This window comes from Calidifontibacillus oryziterrae (assembly GCF_000331575.1).
GTDB classification, from domain to species: Bacteria; Bacillota; Bacilli; order Bacillales; family Bacillaceae_J; genus Calidifontibacillus_A; species Calidifontibacillus_A oryziterrae.
In genome coordinates, this window is sequence record NZ_KB223527.1 from 96,223 (window position 1) to 116,475 (window position 20,253).

23 protein-coding genes and 1 riboswitch are annotated in these 20,253 nt (G+C 34.9%); of the genes, 9 read left to right on the forward strand and 14 right to left on the reverse strand.

Annotated elements, in window-relative coordinates; all coding sequences use genetic code 11:
* Positions 1 to 64: 64 nt before the first annotated feature.
* Positions 65 to 742 carry an SOS response-associated peptidase gene (locus tag D612_RS0108945; RefSeq protein ID WP_017755120.1) on the forward strand — a complete coding sequence of 226 codons (678 nt, stop codon included), beginning with the start codon at positions 65 to 67 and terminating at the stop codon, positions 740 to 742.
* Positions 743 to 1,086: 344 nt separating this feature from the next.
* Here the strand turns inward: D612_RS0108945 and D612_RS0108955 are convergent, their stop codons facing one another.
* Together D612_RS0108955 and D612_RS18160 are read right to left on the reverse strand one after the other, a co-directional pair.
* Positions 1,087 to 1,464, reverse strand: coding sequence for a cbb3-type cytochrome c oxidase subunit I (locus D612_RS0108955; protein WP_017755121.1), 378 nt, complete (start codon positions 1,462 to 1,464; stop codon positions 1,087 to 1,089).
* A gap of 252 nt (positions 1,465 to 1,716) precedes the next feature.
* Positions 1,717 to 2,649 (reverse strand): hypothetical protein, encoded by a 933-nt coding sequence (locus D612_RS18160; protein WP_017755122.1) that lies wholly within the window; start codon positions 2,647 to 2,649, stop codon positions 1,717 to 1,719.
* Positions 2,650 to 2,961: 312 nt separating this feature from the next.
* Here D612_RS18160 and D612_RS0108965 point away from each other — a divergent pair, with 312 nt between their 5' ends.
* From D612_RS0108965 to D612_RS0108975, 3 genes are all read left to right on the forward strand, one after another.
* Entirely contained in the window at positions 2,962 to 3,567 is a 606-nt protein-coding gene (locus tag D612_RS0108965; RefSeq protein WP_017755123.1) for a class D sortase, read from the forward strand.
* A 348-nt stretch (positions 3,568 to 3,915) separates the two neighbouring features.
* Positions 3,916 to 3,998, forward strand: a riboswitch (cyclic di-GMP riboswitch).
* Between the two features lie 22 nt (positions 3,999 to 4,020).
* Positions 4,021 to 4,194: an anti-repressor SinI family protein gene (locus D612_RS19265; protein WP_083888499.1), complete on the forward strand. Its 174-nt coding sequence runs from the start codon at positions 4,021 to 4,023 to the stop codon at positions 4,192 to 4,194.
* A 141-nt stretch (positions 4,195 to 4,335) separates the two neighbouring features.
* Positions 4,336 to 4,671 (forward strand): helix-turn-helix domain-containing protein, encoded by a 336-nt coding sequence (locus tag D612_RS0108975; RefSeq protein ID WP_017755125.1) that lies wholly within the window; start codon positions 4,336 to 4,338, stop codon positions 4,669 to 4,671.
* Between the two features lie 139 nt (positions 4,672 to 4,810).
* Here the strand turns inward: D612_RS0108975 and D612_RS18170 are convergent, their stop codons facing one another.
* The 8 genes from D612_RS18170 to shc all read right to left on the reverse strand — a co-directional run bounded on the left by D612_RS18170 (position 4,811) and on the right by shc (position 13,712).
* Positions 4,811 to 5,653, reverse strand: coding sequence for a TasA family protein (locus D612_RS18170; protein WP_017755126.1), 843 nt, complete (start codon positions 5,651 to 5,653; stop codon positions 4,811 to 4,813).
* A 75-nt stretch (positions 5,654 to 5,728) separates the two neighbouring features.
* Complete coding sequence (locus D612_RS0108985) at positions 5,729 to 6,412, reverse strand: TasA family protein (RefSeq protein WP_017755127.1); 684 nt, start codon at positions 6,410 to 6,412, stop codon at positions 5,729 to 5,731.
* A 68-nt stretch (positions 6,413 to 6,480) separates the two neighbouring features.
* Positions 6,481 to 7,044, reverse strand: a complete 564-nt coding sequence (gene sipW / locus D612_RS0108990; protein WP_017755128.1) for a signal peptidase I SipW — start codon at positions 7,042 to 7,044, stop codon at positions 6,481 to 6,483.
* Between the two features lie 33 nt (positions 7,045 to 7,077).
* Positions 7,078 to 9,468 (reverse strand): amyloid fiber anchoring/assembly protein TapA, encoded by a 2,391-nt coding sequence (gene tapA / locus D612_RS0108995; protein WP_017755129.1) that lies wholly within the window; start codon positions 9,466 to 9,468, stop codon positions 7,078 to 7,080.
* A 319-nt stretch (positions 9,469 to 9,787) separates the two neighbouring features.
* The gene (locus tag D612_RS0109000) at positions 9,788 to 10,111 is read right to left on the reverse strand and encodes a helix-turn-helix domain-containing protein (RefSeq protein ID WP_017755130.1); all 324 of its coding nucleotides are present in this window, start codon (positions 10,109 to 10,111) and stop codon (positions 9,788 to 9,790) included.
* 287 nt (positions 10,112 to 10,398) lie between these two features.
* Positions 10,399 to 10,977, reverse strand: coding sequence for a GNAT family N-acetyltransferase (locus D612_RS0109005; RefSeq protein ID WP_017755131.1), 579 nt, complete (start codon positions 10,975 to 10,977; stop codon positions 10,399 to 10,401).
* Between the two features lie 130 nt (positions 10,978 to 11,107).
* Positions 11,108 to 11,593 carry a DinB family protein gene (locus tag D612_RS0109010; protein WP_017755132.1) on the reverse strand — a complete coding sequence of 162 codons (486 nt, stop codon included), beginning with the start codon at positions 11,591 to 11,593 and terminating at the stop codon, positions 11,108 to 11,110.
* 151 nt (positions 11,594 to 11,744) lie between these two features.
* Positions 11,745 to 13,712, reverse strand: a complete 1,968-nt coding sequence (gene shc, locus D612_RS0109015; RefSeq protein WP_017755133.1) for a squalene--hopene cyclase — start codon at positions 13,710 to 13,712, stop codon at positions 11,745 to 11,747.
* Between the two features lie 89 nt (positions 13,713 to 13,801).
* On the opposite strand from shc, the gene D612_RS0109020 reads away from it, so the two are divergent.
* The 3 genes from D612_RS0109020 to D612_RS0109030 all read left to right on the forward strand — a co-directional run bounded on the left by D612_RS0109020 (position 13,802) and on the right by D612_RS0109030 (position 16,884).
* Positions 13,802 to 15,016 (forward strand): DUF2515 family protein, encoded by a 1,215-nt coding sequence (locus D612_RS0109020; protein ID WP_017755134.1) that lies wholly within the window; start codon positions 13,802 to 13,804, stop codon positions 15,014 to 15,016.
* Complete coding sequence (locus D612_RS20110) at positions 14,943 to 15,398, forward strand: CBO0543 family protein (RefSeq protein ID WP_017755135.1); 456 nt, start codon at positions 14,943 to 14,945, stop codon at positions 15,396 to 15,398. Before D612_RS0109020 ends, D612_RS20110 begins: the two co-directional genes overlap by 74 nt.
* Before the next feature lie 220 nt (positions 15,399 to 15,618).
* Entirely contained in the window at positions 15,619 to 16,884 is a 1,266-nt protein-coding gene (locus tag D612_RS0109030) for an ATP-binding protein (protein ID WP_017755136.1), read from the forward strand.
* A 330-nt stretch (positions 16,885 to 17,214) separates the two neighbouring features.
* Here D612_RS0109030 and D612_RS0109035 read toward each other — a convergent pair whose 3' ends face one another.
* Complete coding sequence (locus tag D612_RS0109035; RefSeq protein ID WP_017755137.1) at positions 17,215 to 17,427, reverse strand: hypothetical protein; 213 nt, start codon at positions 17,425 to 17,427, stop codon at positions 17,215 to 17,217.
* Positions 17,428 to 17,602: 175 nt separating this feature from the next.
* On the opposite strand from D612_RS0109035, the gene D612_RS18175 reads away from it, so the two are divergent.
* Positions 17,603 to 18,052 (forward strand): CBO0543 family protein, encoded by a 450-nt coding sequence (locus D612_RS18175; RefSeq protein ID WP_017755138.1) that lies wholly within the window; start codon positions 17,603 to 17,605, stop codon positions 18,050 to 18,052.
* A gap of 80 nt (positions 18,053 to 18,132) precedes the next feature.
* Positions 18,133 to 18,543: a hypothetical protein gene (locus tag D612_RS0109045; protein ID WP_233275011.1), complete on the forward strand. Its 411-nt coding sequence runs from the start codon at positions 18,133 to 18,135 to the stop codon at positions 18,541 to 18,543.
* A gap of 84 nt (positions 18,544 to 18,627) precedes the next feature.
* Here D612_RS0109045 and D612_RS0109050 read toward each other — a convergent pair whose 3' ends face one another.
* The 3 genes from D612_RS0109050 to D612_RS18180 are packed head-to-tail and all read right to left on the reverse strand — an operon-like array spanning position 18,628 to position 20,247.
* On the reverse strand, positions 18,628 to 19,026 hold the full coding sequence (locus tag D612_RS0109050) for a FixH family protein (protein ID WP_017755140.1): 399 nt from the start codon (positions 19,024 to 19,026) through the stop codon (positions 18,628 to 18,630).
* A 19-nt stretch (positions 19,027 to 19,045) separates the two neighbouring features.
* Positions 19,046 to 19,642: an SCO family protein gene (locus tag D612_RS0109055; protein WP_017755141.1), complete on the reverse strand. Its 597-nt coding sequence runs from the start codon at positions 19,640 to 19,642 to the stop codon at positions 19,046 to 19,048.
* Positions 19,642 to 20,247, reverse strand: a complete 606-nt coding sequence (locus D612_RS18180) for an SCO family protein (protein WP_017755142.1) — start codon at positions 20,245 to 20,247, stop codon at positions 19,642 to 19,644. The genes D612_RS0109055 and D612_RS18180 overlap by 1 nt, the downstream gene beginning before the upstream one ends.
* Positions 20,248 to 20,253: the final 6 nt, after the last annotated feature.

A 20,253-nucleotide genomic window follows, 5' to 3' on the forward strand; every position in this document is an offset into this window, starting at 1 on the left:
TTTGTAAAAGACCTTTTAATATTAGTAAACTATACAAAATGAAATGTTTGGATTGGTGATAATCATGTGTGGTCGTTTTACGCTTAGTGCTCCAATAAAAGAAATACTAGATCGTTTTGAAATTGAGCAATTTTTTGACGAGGAATTATACACCGCAAGCTACAATATTGCTCCTTCGCAAATGGTTTTATCGGTCATAAATGATGGCACAAAGAACCGATTAGGGTTTCTCCGTTGGGGCTTAATTCCACCCTGGGCGAAGGATGAGAAAATTGGCTATAAAATGATTAATGCTAGAGCTGAGACTATCACAGATAAGCCAAGCTTTCATCAAGCTTTGAAAAAGAAACGCTGTCTTATTATTGCTGATTCATTTTATGAATGGAAACGTCATGAGGATAAATCGAAAACTCCGATGCGGATAAAACTAAAAACTGATGAACTTTTTGCTATGGCCGGTTTATGGGAAGGATGGACATCCCCAAATGGTGAAAAAATATACTCATGTACGGTGATTACAACGAAAGCTAATCATTTTATGTCCGAAATTCATGAACGTATGCCTGTCATCTTAAAGCCGAATGATGAAAAGAATTGGCTAAATCCTTCATTGAATAATGCAGAACAGCTAACGCAATTTTTAAAACCATTAGAAGACAACTGGCTTGAAGCTTATGAAGTGTCACCTTTAGTAAATTCACCAAAAAATAATTCAATTGAACTCATTCAAAGGATATGTTAAAAATTATAGTTGCTTAGGATTACAAAAAAATACCGAAGACAAGCACTTGAATTCGCTTGCGCTTCGGTTTTTTTATTCTGTAGGAAATTATAAAATTTGATCCTGTGGATAAATACTATAGCAAAGAGTGTAGTCGTCCAGCTCCAGCGTCCAGCGACTAGTAAACTTCGTTCATCTCTTTTGCGATAAGTCAACATCGACTCATCCCTCGTCGTGTTTCCTTTATCTCAGTCGATGCGCTCTTATTTTTACGTCGCTAAGCAGGTCGCTTGCGCATTTGTTCTTTTATAAAAACCGCCTATCATTAATGCCCAAATTATTGCCTTACCAACTTCACTTTATATTTACTTTCTACCTGCAGCTGAGACATTTCGAAACACATTGATTACAAATAATATAATCCCGATTGTTGTAATATTCGCTCCAATTCCAATAATGGGCTCCGCCGTCACCATTCCACCTTCAAGCAACAATAGCCCAATCATCATGATGGGCAAGCCGATATTATGGAACCAAAAATGTGCTTTGCCGAGCTTACTAGCTTCTGCTTTTGGATAGAGGATATAAATAAGACCTGCAATTCCTAAACTAGCCCATCCTAATAAAGCAATATGTGCATGTGCTGGTGTAAAATTAAAATTATGTGTCATTGACATAAACATTCCTAACAAAACAGCTATTAAAAAATAAATTACAGCGATCTTCAACAGCTTCTCTCCCATTATGATTCCTCCAATCTTGATGTTTTTTATTACATAACATCCTATTACAGTCCTTATCATTTCATGAATAATTTCAAAAAAATATGACTCGATTAAAATAATGATTATATCAATATTGCGATGGATTTCATGTTCAATAAAATATAAGTCACAATAAAAACATATAAAAGAGCCCAAAACATAAAATTTAGGGCTCTTTTCACTATTTCGTATTAATATCGTCATTTAAGTAGTAGTCATAATGATGTCTAATTAATAAGATATCGTTTTTGTAGATTTCTTTAGAAAATATTTTCTTCTCTTTATTATTTGATAAAGCAATAATAAACCACCAGTTCCAATAAAAGCACTTCCTATTAACAAGTAGTTAAAAATGTTTGTGGCCGTGTTCGGCAACTTATTTACCATTTTAGGTGTAACAGTTATTACATTGTCAGAAGGTGGATTTTCAAGCGGCGGCTCTATTGTTGGTGGATTTGCATCTTCAATTTGTTTCTCCTCTGGTGTACTTCCATCCTCTTGTTCTCCTTCAGAATTATCACCGTTGTTAGGTGTATTATCGCCATTTGGAGTATCTCCATTTTTAGGTGTTTCTCCGTCATCTTCTGGAATATCTCCATCATCTCCTGGTGTGTTTCCGCCACCGCCTGGGGTATCATCGTCATCCTCAGGAGTGTCTCCACCACCACCAGGATTATTAATTCCTTCTGCTAAGAAAATAAGTTTAACCTCTGCTGCTGAACCTTGAAAATTATTATCCAACTCATAGGGTATTGATACCTGAAAAAATAATGTTTCCGAATGACCCCTCGATAAGCTACGTGGTGTTAATCCTTCAAATTTAGGTAATTTATCATCAAAAAGAACCGTTTCCCCGTTTTTTACCAACAAATCAAGTTGCTCATAAAGTCCCTTTACTGATGAAACTTTTTCAGCCGCCACAGTATATTTAAAATCCCGTTTGCCATCGTTTCTGATCTCGATATTTCTTGGCATCCAGTCTCCAGGTTTTATGTTACGAACATTAAAGAAATAATTGTTAGGGGCTGGCTCTACATTTGTGCCAATATCAATTTCTTTTTGTTCTTCAGCTAAAACTGTAAGACTGCCTATTGGAAATAGAAGGAACAACAATGTAGTAAAAGTGTACGATACAGTTTTTGTTATTTTCATTGATAAACTCATTACATCCACCACCTTTCATCTTTTTTGCTAATAATAATCGATCGCCCCATGATCAAAGTTTAAATTCAAATTTCTCACGGTTATGTTCTTTATAACGAACCCACAATTAGAGTATATTCTAAAAATATGTTTTTGAAAAAATTCAAAATCAGCCAAAAATTCTTATTAACGAACGATAAGTGGGTTTTTTCTAAATATATCTTCGTTTTACTTAGATTTTCACCGTTTTAGCATTAATTTATGTTCTTTATAATGAACGTTATTGGTGTTATATTTATCGTATGAATCTATGGAGTTAAGGGAGGCTTTGTTTTGATAAAGAAGTTATCTTTCCTATTCTTTATAACGGGTATTCTATTTATAGGTATAGGTGGTTATAAATTTTTAAAAGCTTCTAACTCTCAAGAAAACAGTCTTTCTGAGGCATATACGCTTTTAGAAAATTATTCAAAAGATCATGCAAATTTAGATGAAACCATACAATTTCAACCAAATATAGGGGAAACTGTTGGGATTCTTTCGATTCCGAAAATTAGGGCAGAACTCCCCATAGTGGAAGGTACATCAGAGGATGAACTAGAAAAAGGTGTTGGTCATTATAAAGGAACAGCCTATCCAACTCAAAAAGATCAAATAGTTTTATCTGGACACAGGGATACGGTCTTCCGTAAAATGGGTGAATTAAAAATTGGCGATAAGATGACTGTGAAACTACCATACGGAAGTTTCATTTACGAAATTGAAGCTACTAGAATTGTAGATGCGGATGATCAATCCATTATTAAGTCTACAGCTCCTGTTGAAGAACTCGTCGTTACAACATGTTATCCATTCACTTATATTGGAGACGCACCAGACCGTTATATTATTTATGCAAAACCAGTAATCAATGAAAATAATGTAGTTTTAAGCCACTAAAGAAAAGTCCATAATTTGAAAACCTTAAATTTTGTTAAAAAAGTTTTACATTTTTTCTAATTGATTAGTCTTATTTCGTTTAAACATGTCGTTATTTATATAACTTTTTGGATTGAAAATTTACAAAACTTTCAGATATTTAATGTAAAATTAATCTAGACTAAAATGGTTATAGCTTTTCTCCAGAAAAAAACTTACTAAGTAAAATTCATTTTAGGAGGTTGACACTAATAAAAGAATCGACATTTTTTCTATTTTATTCAACTTTCATCAATGATGAATAACAAAACTTTCGGCTCGATTTTGTGCAAATTGTTATTTTAACAAATGAATCTTCAAAAATTCAAAACTTTGAAAAGGCAAACCTGCTTGAAAGACAGGGACGCAAAGCCACAGGTCTAAGGAAATACTATGATAGCTGGGCTACCAAAAGTAAGAAAACCAGGGGGAGTTATGGAAATTCAAAGCGGAAAGTCTTCTAAGACTAACAACATTAATTTGCCCGTAAATGTTGATACTGAATGGTTACAATTACTTTTAGAAGCAAAAGCGATAGGACTTTCATTAGAGGATGTAAGAGAGTTTTTAAAAAGTTCACCTAAAATATCATCTGGCTCTTCTAATTGACTTATTGTGATCGCCCTTCTGTCATATGTACATTATTAGTATACATAAGTTTTTTCTAATTTTATAAAGCACATTTATGTTTCTAATAATGAACATTCATGATATTATTATGTATAAATATAAACATTTAGGGAGATTTCAATGATAGGAAAACGTATCCAAGCCATTAGAAAAGAAAAAGGACTCTCACTATCTGACCTAGCTTCAAAAGCAGGGGTTGCAAAATCCTATTTAAGCTCGATTGAAAGGGATATCCAATCGAATCCATCCCTACAGTTTTTGGAAAAAATAGCTTCTGTCTTAAATATTAATGTGCAAACGTTAATAAATCCTGAATTCCAAGAAGATTCTATTGATCCTGACTGGATTAAACTCGCTCAAGAAGCAATGGAATCTGGAGTTAGTAAGCAACAATTTCGGGAATTTTTAGAGTTTAGCAAATGGCAACGTGAACAACAAAAGAAAAGTGATGAGTAGAAGTTTTGAAAATTAACTGTTTTACAAATACTTAATGAAAAAAGAGTTGCTCGTGTGGGCAGCTCTTTTTTATGTTTACTATTTTTGCTTCATACATAAAAATTGAGATGGGGAAAAATCCCCACCTCAATTTTTATGATTAATCTAATAGTGGTTCACCGTTATTAGCCATTCTGTTTGTTCTTACATCTGTACCGTCCATATCTTCGTCTGTTACTTCTTGACCACCCCATTGACGGGCTTCGAATGTGAATGTTACGTCGGCAGTGTCACCTTGGAATCTATTTTGGTCTTCCACTCCGCGATCATCTCTCTGGCTATATTCATCAAATTCAATTGTAAGTTCAAGATTATCAGGATCTCTTGGAATTAATGGTAATCCACTCCACTCGTCCGGATTAACAGTTGAAACATTAATTCGTCCTTCTTCGTAATAATCAGGATTTACATTGGCAGCTATAGTGCTTCTTGCGGTAGCTTGTGCGGCAGGATCTACCCCACTTAGTGCTGATGCTAAGTATAGGTCTGCTAACGTAATATCATCAACGATGATATCTTTAGGGAAACCACCATCAGGTCCTGAACCAGTTTCAGCTCCGACTTTTGCCACTGTTACTTTAAACTGGCTTAAGTATTCAATCTCGTCATTTACACCCCAAATATCGGCATCAACGATATCACCAGGATTGTAATCAGTGAAATCAACGTTGTCAATTGAGAGCATCACATCTTTGATCGCTAATGTACCTGTATTTTGTAATTTAATGCTTCGTGTCATAGTGTCACCAGGCTTTAAATTTGAAACATTAAAGTTGATTGGTCCATTGTTTAATGATTTTAAATCAAAGTGTAGTTCCCCTGCAGCAACGGTTGCATTTGCTTCTTCAATATCATTAAATGCTGCCCATGTTCCGCCACCGATCATTGAAATTCCCATTGTTGCTGCCATTGCACCCATTGCTAATTTCTTTTTAATATTCATTTATTAGTTCCTCCTTAATTCAATCAGTTTATTAAGTAATTAAACTTGTTAATTATTAGTTTTCTTTATGTCAAATTATAAAGTTGGTGTTGGTGCTTCTTCGTCATTGCCGCGGTCTTCACCAGGCATTTGTGTTGCTTCAAATACGAATTGAACGCTTGCTTCTTCACCTTGGTATTTGTTTTGTACCATTAAACGACTTCCAGCAAATAGTGTATCATCTTCTTCAAATGTAATCTTTACATCATATTCGATCGGATCTGCACCTGCTGCTAAACCGACTGTTGCATCGTCAGTACCAGTTAACTCAAATGTACCTGCAGCGGCAACCAAATCAGCTAAAGTACTTGTTGCCAAAGCTGTTGCTCCACCTGCTGCAAAGACTTCTACTTTAAATTGTGAAAGGAACTCAGCTTCTGAATTATCGCCGGAACCGGCACCGATTTGTGAATTTAAATTAAGTATATCTTTGTTTTCCCATCCTTCTAGTGAATTAGCAGTAACTAAAATTTGATTTATATCTAATGAACCATTATTGCCAAGCACTAGTCGTTTTGTAAAGTGATCACCAGGCTTAAGATTTCTAATTTCAAAGTCTACTGTTGAAGCTTCACCAACAGTTAAATCCAATGTCCCCGCTGCAAATGTATTATTTGTTGTTTCTACATCGTTAAATGCTGCCCATGATCCACCACCAATTAATGATAATCCTAAGGCTCCTGCTGCAATCCCCATTCCCAACTTCTTTTTTAATGTCATTTGTTTTTCCTCCTTTAATTTCCTTTAAATATATTATTGAACCCTTTTTGGGAGATCAATCGAAAAGATTAAACACTTTTGGTTGTAGATTCGTCTGGTTTTCTTTCAAGGTAACGAATTGCTTGCCAAATTGATACGGCGGCATATCCAAGTAATAGTAAGCCAGGGACGATTAAGAGAAAGACTGCCCCCATTTTTGAGATTGCAAAATTGATAAAGTACCCTGCATATGGAATCGTAAAGTCTGTATATTTTCCAACAACGTTTTGTGGAAGCACTAGATCAGAATCAGGTGCATCATTGTTATCACCTTTTGTTCGAAACATGATAGCCTCTCCCTGTTTAATGACCTCAATAATTCTATGCGTGACAAGATTTTGTTCATCGATTCTAAAAGTAATGACATCATTTTCCTGAAGTGCTTCAAGTTTAATGTCAGGATTAATTGCGATAATAGACCCCGTCTTAAAAGTAGGCTCCATCGAACCAGATAATACGGTCTTTATTTGGTATCCAAACACATTTGGTTCCCCGCCCGACGCTTTTGAAAGGACAAATGCAAGGGCCATGATAAGTAAAACGGCAAACAGGATAATATTTACAATGCCGCTTATCCATACTTTAAAATTCACGAAAAACCACTCCTAAATATTAGATTGATTATTCTAATTTTCATTTACTAGAGCTGTAACAAGAGTTGAAATTCCACTTTGATCTGACTCTTTATTGACTGAATTTACATTGATACCTATAGTAGAGGAATTAGATGTACGTGTTAACTGGCTTGATCCCGCTGCAAGGACACTATTTCTTTCTATACTGACTGACGCAGTTGAATTGGATGTATCAGAATCATTGTTTGTTGTTGATGATGTTGAAGTTTCTCTTGGCGCACTAGATTGTTGGTTCGTCTCGGTTTGATTTCCATCTGGTTTTGTAGACTCTCCACTAGGTCCGCTGTTTTCAGTTTCAGTATTTTCTTGATCATGACTGTTGTTATCGTTGATACTCTCATCATTCACACTCGCTGGAGGATTCGTTTCAGATGGAGATTCTGTATCGTCTTGAGAGTTTTCCCTTTCCTGATCACCTTCAGGTGTTTCAGTTCTGTCATCTTCATCATTTTGTAAACTGTCGTCTACGCTATCTTCAGTACTGCCGCTTTCTTCTTCTGAACCGTTTCCTTCTCCATCTTCAGTACTGCCGCTTTCTTCTGATCCCGCATCTTCTCCATCTTGTGAACTGTCATCTTCCTCTTGAGGACTGTCTTCATCGTCTTCATTTTTCGCTGGAGTTTCGATTGGTGTGCCAATAACAGGATCATCGGTTGAATCTCTATTGTCTTCCTCGTTAGACTGCTCCTCGTCTTCACTTGGAATTTCTTCTTCTAAATCATCACCTGACTCAGAATCAGCAGGATCTAGGTCGTTACCTTCACCTTCTCCTTGGTCGTTACCTGAGTCAGAACCTGGTTCCTCACCATCGTATTCCGGATTTTCTTCTTCATTAGCAGGTGGTAAGTCTGTTTCTCCTCCACCATCCTGTGGATCTTTAGGATCTACCACTTGATCTTTAGGTTCAGCTCCTGGTGTTGGTAACTCCTCTGGATTTTCTGAAGGTGGTAGTTCAGTTTCATTAGAATCTTTAGGTGCAGAAGCACCACCGCCACCACCATTTGAAGAGCCTTCAGGTGTTGAACTGTTTGATCCGGTTTGAGTTTCTTCATGGATAGGTCCATTTTTTATTGCTTCATATTGATCACGAGTAATTTTTCCTGCTAATAAATCTTTAAAACTATCTTGATCGACTTTACCTTCCTCTAAATCTTGAAGGTCACTTTGAGTAATTTTCCCTTCCTTCAAAGCATCAAAGTTTTCACGACTTAAACTATTTTCTTTCAGTCTATTTAAATCATTTTCGGTGATTGTTCCATCTTTGAGTGCTTTTAAATCATCTAGCGTAATTATTCCTTGTTTTATTGCATCAAAGTCTTCTCGGTTCACTTCACCTGTTTTCAAGGAATCTAATTGTTCCTGGGTAATTTTTCCATCTTTTAATGCCTGTAAATCTTCTTCGGTAATCTTTCCTTCTTTTAATGAATCAAAATCATCTCGATTCATGTCACCATTTATCAAGGAATCTAATTGTTTCCGGGTAATTTTTCCATCTTTTAATGCTTGTAAATCTTCTTTTGTTATCTTTCCTTCCTTTATAGAATCGAAATCTACTCGGTTTAGCGATCCACTAATAAGTGCTTCTAAATCAGCTCTTGTAATCTTATTTTTATCAAGTGCGGCTAAATCTTCTGAGGTAAGAATGCCACCTTTTAAAGCATCAAACTCATTTCGGTTTAGATCTCCGTTTTTAAAGCTAACAAAGTCTTTCATGTCTACAGTTCCATCAAGAACAGCATTTAAATCATCTTCTGTTAGCTTCCCTGATTTTAATAATTCAAGATCTTCGAGTGTAATTGCACCGGTTTCGTAGCCAATTAATAGATTTACATTTAATGTCATCATTAAATTATTAAGTTCTAAATTGACAGTTACGTCCTCGCTCCATAGTTCTCCCTTACCAGGGTGACCTGTGCGCTGATAGATTTTAACTTTATATATTCCAGATTCTGAAGGTTGGAAAATTATCTGACCAATTTCTCCGCTTTTTAAAGCCTCGAGTTTTCCGTTTGCAGCTAAAGTACCGTTTTTAGGATTTCCTTTTTTAGTAAAATACACTTCGTAATCAGTAGGCCCAGCCATGTCACGAGATCCTTGACCATTTTGAACTAAAAAATAGATCTTTAATGGGACTTCATTTATAACGCCTTGCCCTACTGCTTTTAAGGAACTTTTATCCCATACATCCGCTGCATCCCATTTAACATGAAGAGCTGACTTCACTGATTCAATATCATTGAACGAAGCGTTACTTGGCGCTGAAAGAAATGCACCAGATGAAAATATTCCATAATTTATAACAACTACTTGAAGAACTATGAAAAACTCTTTTGATTTTTTTCTTTTAAACTTCCGAATTCGTTTACTTCTGATATGAATCACCTTCTTTCTACATCAAGAGGATTGATTTCCACACCTCTTTCGTTCTTTATATCGAACCCGATGTTTTGAGTATATATTCTAATCTAGAAAAAACAAAACCTTAAAAACAGCCGAAATTCGTTATTAAGAACACCAATGCTTAAAAATACGTTTATTTCCTTTCAATATCTAACAATTTCGTTTTTTATAAAGAACTTTTTGTTTAAAATAACGAACGTTTCCATACATAATTTCAAGCTCTAGATAGTATCATCCCTACCTTGTATAAGAAAAAAACAAAAGCTACAAAACAATAACTTTCATTATTGTTTTGTAGCCTTTACTTTAATAGCTCAATTAGTCGTTTTAATTTTTCTTTATCAATATTGGACTTACTCATTTCAATTGCCAGCTGGATGACATCGGTATCTAAATCAATAGGCGCTCCTTTAGTTTGTTTTTTTGGTAGTGCTACATTTAGGATTGATTGCATATCTGTTTGTAATGCTGCTGCAATTTTTTCGACTACTTCAATGCTAGGATTTGTTTGTTTTCCACGTTCGATAAAGCTTAAATATGATTTAGATACTCCTGAAAGCTTTGCTAATTCTGATAAAGAAAGACCTCTTTTTATTCGAAGATCTCTGATTTTTTTTCCATCCATTTTCTTTTGTCCCTTCTCTAAAAATTAAATGAATCCCCCCTTCCACTTCCTTTCGCGTCTGTTCTAACGTCGACTTTCCCGTTCTAAATAATAACCCATTGTTGTTCTTTATAAAGAACATTTGTAATATTGAGTATACTCTATTACAAATATAAATGTAAAGTCATTCACATGAAAAAGGGAGATTAGTCCCAATCTACTGGCGATTAGTCCTAGTCTCCCTGTTGTAAAAGGCATAAACAAGCTTATTTATGTTTTTATGAAATAGTTTTTATTTAAAGAGGTATTCATTTATCCACTTTCTGACCTTGAAAGCATTTTTTATGATAGGTACCAATGTGCTTAAATAATTCTACACCATTTGCAGGAATCGTGGAATAGTCAGAAAGTCTTTGATACATGGCCATATAAGGCTCTGGTACCCATATATATTTATGTATGTAATTAGTTTGTTGAAATCCGCATTTTTCCCAAAAATTGATTCTTTTCTTATTGATTTCCGTATTATCTGCCTCTACTTCAACAATCATTCCATCATACTTAATTGTTGTGATCGCCCAATTTTTAATATAGTTAACAAGCATGGATCCATATCCATTATTTCGATGTTTTTTAGAAATTGCAATGTAATCAATTAAGCATGAATGAAGTAATGGTAGTTTTCCTGATATTGCCATGCCGATAACTGGTGCAGTGTGCTCTCTCTCATTTATGACCACGTGAAGATAACAAAGGTTGTGAACAAACATATTTCGGATAATTGCATCACTTTTTGGACTGTGATCTCGAAACGCTTCTTCGTATATAATACTTGCCTGCTCCCATAATTGTTCATCCCAAGAACTGATGGTTTTATATTTTAGCATTTAGATCTCATCCTTTTGTTTAGTAATAGTACTATTAGTTATCTCCAAAATTGTAGGGACAAAGCAATTGAAACACACCCCAATTGTCCGAAAGCCAATTGGAGTGTACTTTCTTATTCTGTCCCCTTTATTATAACAATTTGACATCTTCAATTTTTAAACCAAATATTTTAGGTGGTTGAATGTTGTTTAGTTGAAGATAAGTGGAAAGCTGTCCACGATGATGAATTTCATGCTCCACACACGCCATCATAATTCTCCATGAACTAACCTCATGCCCGTGCAAGGTAGGAATTTTTTTAATTAATAGATCATTTCCTAATGTAGATAACCCATCAATTAGTTTTTCATGACATTCATTTAAATAGTTTATTATTTCTTCAATTGTTTCCCCTTTTGTACGATCATGGCCGCCATAAACCCATTCTTGCGTCTCGAATGCATGTAAATACATAAGCTGTGAAGATCCTAAATGACGAAGTAAATCACCTGTTGAAAACTTATTTTCAGCTGGTCTCCATTCTAGCATTGAGTTAGGTACAGCTTTAGCAAAATCCATTGTTCGCTTTCTAACCCCATCTAAAAATGATATATATTCCCCTATATCATGAATCATGAAAATACCTCCCTCTATAAATGATAATAGTAAATATTCAATATTCTTACTAAAAAACCTTTATTTCATAAACTTTCTCCAATAGAATTTTACATTTTTTGCCGGGGTCAGGAACCTCTATGGACACTACTATGGACACCACCCTGGCACCTTACGTGAAATATTTATTTTGATAATGAGCTAGCGTTAATAGCGGGAAAATATAGCGGTAGCTATGATAATGAATGTAGAAGTCACCAGCCATTCCTTGACCTTTTGGATAGGTTGTTGTCCAATCGGTTCGATCCAGATTTTCTAATATAAAATTTATGCCGGATTTTATGGAGCTTGTAGGTTTATCATGTGCGGCTATCAGCGCATCTATTGCCCATGCAGTATGCGTTAGCGTACTTTTCTCTAGCGGTATATACGTATTTTTCTTATCGCTATGACACGATTCCCCGAAGCCGCCGTCATTATTTTGAATTGCAGTCAACCATGCAACAGCCTTTGAAATTGCCGGATCTGTTGCTACAATTCCAACGGAACATAATCCGGTTACAGCTGCCCATGTTCCATAGATGTAGCAAATTCCCCAGCGTCCGTACCATGAACCATCTCTTCTTTGATCAGCTCTTAACCATTTAACGGCCGTAGAAATAGAGGGATGAGCTCTCGGCATATTTGTATACGAACCTAGAAATTCAAGCGTTCTCCCCGTTAAATCAGCTGACGAAGGATCTGTAAGAATAAACTCTGCTTTTTCAATAGGGAAAAGCTTAAGCAACTTACTATCTGTATTTTTTTCAAATGCTGGCCAGCCTCCATCATCGTTTTGCATGGATAATACCCAACGAAGACCTCTGTCCCATGCTCCTTGAAATGACACATTGTCTCTTACTTCTCTTGCAATCGACCTTAATGAAGCTGTTGTATCATCTACATCGGGATGAATCGTGTTTAAATCAGCAAAACCCCAACCGCCAGGAAGCCCGGTTGGATTGTGAACTGCCCAGTCCCCATATTTATAGTGCTGCCGCTTACGCAAATACTGATTCGCTTTTTTTACCATTGGATCTGTAGGTGAAAGTCCGGCCTCCTGTAAAACATAATTTATTAATGATGTATTCCACACGGTTGCTGTCGTATATTGCATATGGGGGTGTCCATTAATTTCAGATTTCATCAACTTTAAACCATTAACTGCATTCACAATAATAGGGTCTCTCTTTGAATATCCCAATGCTAATAAAGCAAAAATCATTAAGAACGTTGAGCTAAAGTAGCCTAAAAACGAACCATCCCTTTCAATCCTCCGCAGCATATACAGTTTGGAGTGTTCAACTGCTAGCTTATGTAACTCAGAGGGGATTCCGATCAAACTAGCAATGCTCTTGTTCAACATCGATTGTATCGATCGCCACTCTGGACTGATATCATCATCGTCCTTCACTTGATATTCTACTCTAGTCCCAAATAACTTCTGCAAATCCGGGCTCTGATCGGTTTTTAGCTGAAATTTCTTATCCGCTAATATCATGACAGGTGTTAAATTTGCTCTGCCGTATTCGGAAAAACTATAAAAATTTATCGGTAACGATAATGGAAGTAAAATGACTTCAATTGGAATTGGAAATAGGAACGGCCACTTATGTTGGCCCGTAATCGCGAGCATTATTTTTGTAAACATGTGTGTTTTCTCAATTCCCCCGTTTTTCTCTACAAAGGTCCGGGCCTCTTCTAGCCGCGGATCGTGAAGGTCAATGTAGCCCGAATATAAAAGAGCGTAATAAGCTTCTAATGTTGCAGAATTATTCCCCTCTCCTTCATCATAAAATAGCTTCCATGCTCCATTTTTTTCTTGCTTATTCAAAATTCGATCCACTAGTCTTTTAATTAAGTTTTCCTCATGAATTTCAAGAGTCCTTAATAAAATGATCATATAGCAATCTGTTGCTATTCCAGTTTCAAATGGATAATTCCATGAACCATTCGCACTTTGGTCCTTTCTTAAAATTTCAATTATCGAATTCATACCAGCTTGTATTCTATTATTCATTATTTCTGTTATTCTTTTATTCATTGCTTCATGGTAGCTTCTATTCTTAACTTTTTCGCCGTTTATGTCGTTTTTATTCATGGTAGTCGTTCCCTCCCAACATGAAAGCCTCTACAACTATACATATTCAGTGAAAGCAACTAGAATTCACGTTAGGAGGTTGCGTTTTCTTGAAAAGATTTCACATCAAGAAAAAAAAAGCTACGTTTTCAAAGATTTACAATCATATTAAGGAAAAACGGTCACTCCTTCGCAAAAATAACAACATATCACTACCTAAATCGATTTCCAGCATAAAGAAAAATTTGAAGCGAAATAGCAAGGTAGCTCTTCAAAATCGCCCACCACTTTTATTAGATGAACAGATGCTTTTATATAAAATAAAAGAACGAACAAGCAAATTAAATCAAAATAATGTAACGAGAACACAAGCTTATTTAAATTTCTATTGTCGTTTTCCAGAAATCCACTGGGCCTTTCTTGGTCATATGGTATCACGGAACGGTGGCTGGAACATGACAGATTTAAAAGGCGGGCAACTTTCAAGGCTATTGGCTAAAAAAGAAGCTGAAGCATACTTTACTTTTTTAGAACGTGGAAATTGGCTTATTTTTCAGGATGCCTTTCCACAATTTTTAGTTTATGAGGAAGGACACAAGCGTAATCAAAACCTTAGCTACCTCTTACCTCATCTTAATGTATCAACTTTTATGGAAACAATTTGGAATCATTTTTGGAAGGACCATGATTCTTATATTCTGGCGATTTCATTGATTATTAATGAACAAAATTATTTAGAAAACAGAGTGATCAATAATCCAATTTTCCAAAAATCAGTTTTCGATACGATTGAATTCAAGCTACAGGATTTTTTATCAATGAATCACATTCTCTTCCCTTATAAGGAAAATGGAAAAGTTAGGCTTACTGGACAAACGCTCCATCATTTTGAAAGCTTACATGAACGAATTCTTTTAGGAAAACGTCTGTATGAACTATTATTTACCGACTCAAAACGATTAGATTTAATTGAGCAGTGGGCCAAAGCAAATCCTCACAGCGGTTCTAGAAAGGATTACTGGCCACATATATTTAATGATGTTGATGAAGGAGTACCAAGTATGATCTTAAAGCCCCGTTTGAAGGAATGTCAGATCATAAGAGATTCGCCGAAAATTTATAGTCCTAAACTCGAAAATGCTTGGAAAAATCGCATACAGCCAAGTGCAGAGGTAATGGAATGGTACAAGGACTGGCGCATCATTCGGTACTTACTTCATTCTGGAGAAAACGTAGATGGAGAGGTTGAAGATGAATATTGCAAAACACTCGAACAGTTGGAGCTCGCAGCGATTACAAAAAAAGCAATATCGCTATTCGATTAAACGTAAACCGAATTTAATAACACCACTGTTGGTAGGTACGCTTTTTGGAACGTATGTAGATCTTTATTTTGTCGGGAAGGGATTGTATTCTTTCCCAGTGCGGCCCATGCCAACAATTTTTTCAATAAATATTTTGTTTACATTGGTTATTTTGCCACTTTTTTCAGCTTTTTTTCTACTTATTTGTAATAAAATAAACGGTATTCGTAAAATGACTTTTTTTATTTTGGTAAGTCTTTGCATTTCATTTTGTGAAAAGCTTGCAGCTGGTATAGGTTTTTTTGTCCCATCCCCTTTATGGAACCATAGCTATTCTTTTATTGGATATTTCCTATATTTGTTGCTCATTTATTATGTATATAAAAAAACATATCAATACTAAAATTTATCTTTATATAGATAGATTTCCTAGAGCGAATTAATTTGTTTATTCGCTTTTTTTTTTTCATTTCCATTCAACCTATTGATCATTTTATTTATAGATTCACATTATTAACGTAATAATAATGGTAATTATATGATTTATATCACGGAATTTAATTTTGACAATTTGTATAATATTTTATGAACTATTTGTGAACATTTGGAGAAGGAGTGATCTAGTGGATTACGAATTGGAAAGACTTCTTGTAAATGTTTTATTTATTTTACTGCCTATTTTTGTTTTCCAAATGTTTTGGGTTGATAAGGATAAGGTAAATACCGAATTAAATAAACCTGCATTTGCAATTATGTTGTCGATCTCAATCATTTTATGTATGAGTTTCCCGATAGAATTTTTTCCCGGTTTTATGTTTGATTTAAGACAAGTTCCCTTCATTATTGGGGCATTATATGGTGGATATTATTTTAGCAGCTGGCTGTTTATTACGATTATAGCCTACCGTTTTTTCCTCGGAGGAGAAGGGGTATACGTAAACTTTTTTGTGGTTTCGATAATTTCTATTTGCGTACCATTATTATTTGAGTGGTATAAAAAAATAAAACTTGATAAGAAAATCCTATTATCAATTACGATTGCAGTTCTTTCATCGATTTTTACAATTTTCTTATCCCATTTCGTCTCACAAAATCCAATTGAATACAAAACGATTTCGTTTAATTATTTCATCATACAAGGACTATCGATGGGACTAGTTGTTTATTTAGTTGAAACAATGAAATATAACAATCTTGTACGAAAAGAGCTTATTAAAGCTGAAAAAATGAGTATTTTAACGCAAATTTCTGCAAGTATTTCTCATGAAGTAAAAAATCCGATTACAATCTCGCAAGGATTCATAGAAGCGCTTGAGGATGAGGATAATAAGGAAAAAAGACGTGAGTACATTGGTTACGCTCTAGAGGAGCTTAAGCGAGCACAAAATATAATATATGAATTTTTGGCATTAACAAAACCAGAGCTTGATAGTATGAAGAGCATCAATATATCACAGGAACTTTTCTACTCGGTTAATGTCATGAAGCCGTTTGCGAAATCCCGTTCAGTCCAAATTGAAGTAGAAGAGATTGAAGACAACTGCATGATATTAGGCGACCGCCAAAAAATTAGACAATGCTTTATTAACCTTATAAAAAACTCAATTGAAGCTATGGAAACTGGTGGTGTTTTACGGATAAAAGCACTAAAAAACAGCAATAAAATTCATATAGATATTGTTGACAATGGAGTTGGTATGACACCTAATGAAATTAAAAGGCTTGGTACACCTTATTTTACTACTAAAGAAAAAGGCACCGGGCTAGGGATGATGATTGTCTTTAATTTTATTAAAAAAATGGACGGAGATATCGAAATTGAAAGCCAAAAAGGAAAAGGGACACATTTTAAAATTAGCTTCCCACTGTTAAAATTTCAACCACAGTAACCTATAATGCAGAAAAAACGTGAACAGAGCAGCTACTAGTACTGCTCTGTTTTTTCACTGTTTATGAAATTATAAAATTTGATCCTGTGAATAAATACTATAGCACAGAGAGTAGTCGTCCAGCTCCAGCGCCCAGCGATTAGTAAACTTCGCTCATCTCTTTTGCGATAAGTCAACATCGACTCGTCCCTCGACGTGTTTTGTTTATCTCAGTCGATGCGCTCTTAGTTTATACGTCGCTAATCAGGGCGCTTATAGCTTTTGTTCTTAGCTGACACTATTGTAATAAGGTTAAAAGACGCAACTAGTAGCTTTTACGCCTAACAAGTTCTACCACCACGGAGAACGTCTTTTTCTTCTCTCGTCATCTTCACCCATTACATCACGATCATGATGATCTCTTTGGTCCTGAACCCCTGCAACATCGTTAAAATCCTTACGGCGATGACGTCTTCTATCATTCGCTTCTATTACAATCACTTCATCTGCATTGATGATCACACGATCGGCATTAATAACCGGTCTCATTCGATTTTCTGACAATTGCTTTCACTCCCTTCATCACTTTTGTTTTAGATTATGTTTACTTATTTTTTTTGCATGGACGAATATGATAAGAAATCTCACTATTTTCTTACGACTTCCGTTTCATCATCTACGGCATGAATAAATGAAATCGTCTAGAAAATACTATTGAGTAATAGATGGAGGGATTTTCATGAAAAAATTGTTTGGCTTCCTATTGATAATGACTGTTATAGCTGTGTTTATTCCTAAAAGGCTGTCCAAAATTGAGATATATGCAACCTCGTTATTTGCGATGACTCTTGGAAAAACAGTGGATGAAATATTAGATATTAAATTGAATTTATATGGATTTTTTCACAAGGGTGTTGATTATTTAGGGATACTCGTTCAAATCATTAGTTACCCAGTAGTGAGCTTATTGTTTCTCAACTATTTTCCATATCACATGAAAACACGTTATAAGGTTTTTTATATACTCATTTGGTCTGTATTGACTATGGTTTTGGAAAAAATATCCTACCATACAAAGTTTTTTTATTATAACAGATGGAAATGGTGGTATTCTGTGCTTATTTATCCTGTTGTTTATACAATATTAGCCTTAAATTTTTCATTTATCAGGAAACTGACAACAAGATAAATTGATGTATATTTAGTAGAATTTTAATAAATAATAATTGTAAATATATGGTAATCGAAGGACGTAATTTTGTGAGAATAATGGCAGCTTTATTTTCTATGCTAATGCCCGGTTTTGGGCAAATCTATAATCATCAATTTTTTAAAGGTATAATCTTTGTTGTTTTAGAGCATTATGACAATGTTACTGGAAACATAAATGACGCCATCCATTTAGACTTTAACGGAATGCATCAACAAGCAATTGAAGCTGCGAATTACGGCTCTTTGCTTTTTTATCCAGGTTTTTATGCGTATACGGTTTGGGATGCATGGTACCATGCTAAAACAGGTGCGAATAAAACAACTAGTGCAATACCTTTTATTATTGGTGGCTTCGTAGGAGAATTTGGAGCAATTTTCTCCTCTAAATTGCCTATTCCAACATTAACTGTAGGTTTATTAATGATAATCCCTATGATCATTGGAATGATTATTTTTCGGCACCAATAAAAAAGTAGATATCGTTAGTTCGATACCTACTTTTCAAATTGAAATATAAAACTTTCCAAACTGACAATTAGAAGATGTATTTCCCTACTTTACAACAAAATCAAATTTCTCCATTAAATGAATCCCCATTGCATCAACATGATAATAAATATAATAAGTACCTGGCATATCAAAGCTTTTTTCAAGAGTATAATGCCCGTCCCCAGCATGTTCGATTAAAATATCTTCATGATCGCCATCCTCTTGACTTTCATGCCATACTTCAAATTCCACGCGGTCAGCATCTTCAATTGGAGTTGCTTCACCTTCTATCGATACGTAGCAATCAAAAAGGATCGGTTCCCCAACATTTACTTCAGTACTTGATAGTGAGAAGCTCACTTGTGGAAACGCAAAATCATCGAGACTTTGACTTTGCTTTGGCATACAACCTGCTACTAATATGATTGATAAAGATAAGATCATTAATAAAAACTTTCTCATTTAGTTCACCTTTGATAGTTTATTTTTGCATTGCTTTTTGTAATGCTTTAATGTCATTTACAAATTCATCTAATGGCGGTAAGTTTACACCATCGTAAGATTTAACAACGATTCCATTTTCATCTACAAGATAAAAATAGGAGCCATGGATAACTTGATCGGAGTCTTCTGGGACCTGCACTAGCGTTTTAAAGCTATTTAAGGCAAATTGTTCAATCTCTGCTTGCGTGTACCCTGTAACAAAGTTCCACGTTTCGAAATCTGCTCCATATTGTTCACCGTATGCTTTGAATGTTTCAGGTGTATCAAGATTTGGATCAACACTGAAGGAAACGATTGGAATCGAAATCCCCTCCTCGCCCAATCGTTTTTGCAGCTTTGCCATGTTAGATGTCATCGGAGGACAAATGTCATCGCAATTTGTAAAAATAAAGTCCGCAAGCCAAATGTTGCCTTTAAAGTCTTCTGTTGAAAGACTTGTTCCATTCTGATTCACAAATTGAAATGGTTCTACTTGATACCCTAAGCTATTTGGAGCCTCTTGTCCACATGCAGGTAACGAAAAGATCACTATTGCTATAAATATAATTCCCGATAATTTCAGCTTTTTTATCATTAATTTCTCACCCTATCATGTTCTCTTTTCAATACAATAATATCTCTAATAATTTTTTCATTGTCTAAAGGCTCATTTGGAGTTGACATATGATGGAATGTTCTTTTTTTATTTTCATAATCGACTAAATAAATTGTCGTGCTATGTGACCAATATCCACCAATTTCCTCACGGTAATACCCTAATTCATCTGTTAAGCTTGTGATGTTATCATCTGAACCGCGTAAAAAATACCAATGTTCTTTTGGTGTTTTATAGGACTGTGAGTATTGTTTTAATACGTCTACAGTGTCGTACTCTGGATCTAACGTAATCGTTAAAATATCAACTTCCTCTTCTAGAAGGCCTCTATGTTCTAGTTCTTCATATAACTTTGTTAAATCTCTAAGTGTTAATGGGCAAATATCAGGACAGCGTGAATAAAAAAACGTAATTAGCTTTATTTTTTTCTTTTCAAAATTATAAGGCTCTCCCGACAAATCAGTTAACGGATAAACTGGAAACTCTCCATAATCTGTAAGTGATTGTGTTTGAAATTTATTAATAAACTGCCATGAAATAAAAATAATTAAGGAAATCGGGATGATTAATAGCAATTTTTTCATTACGCA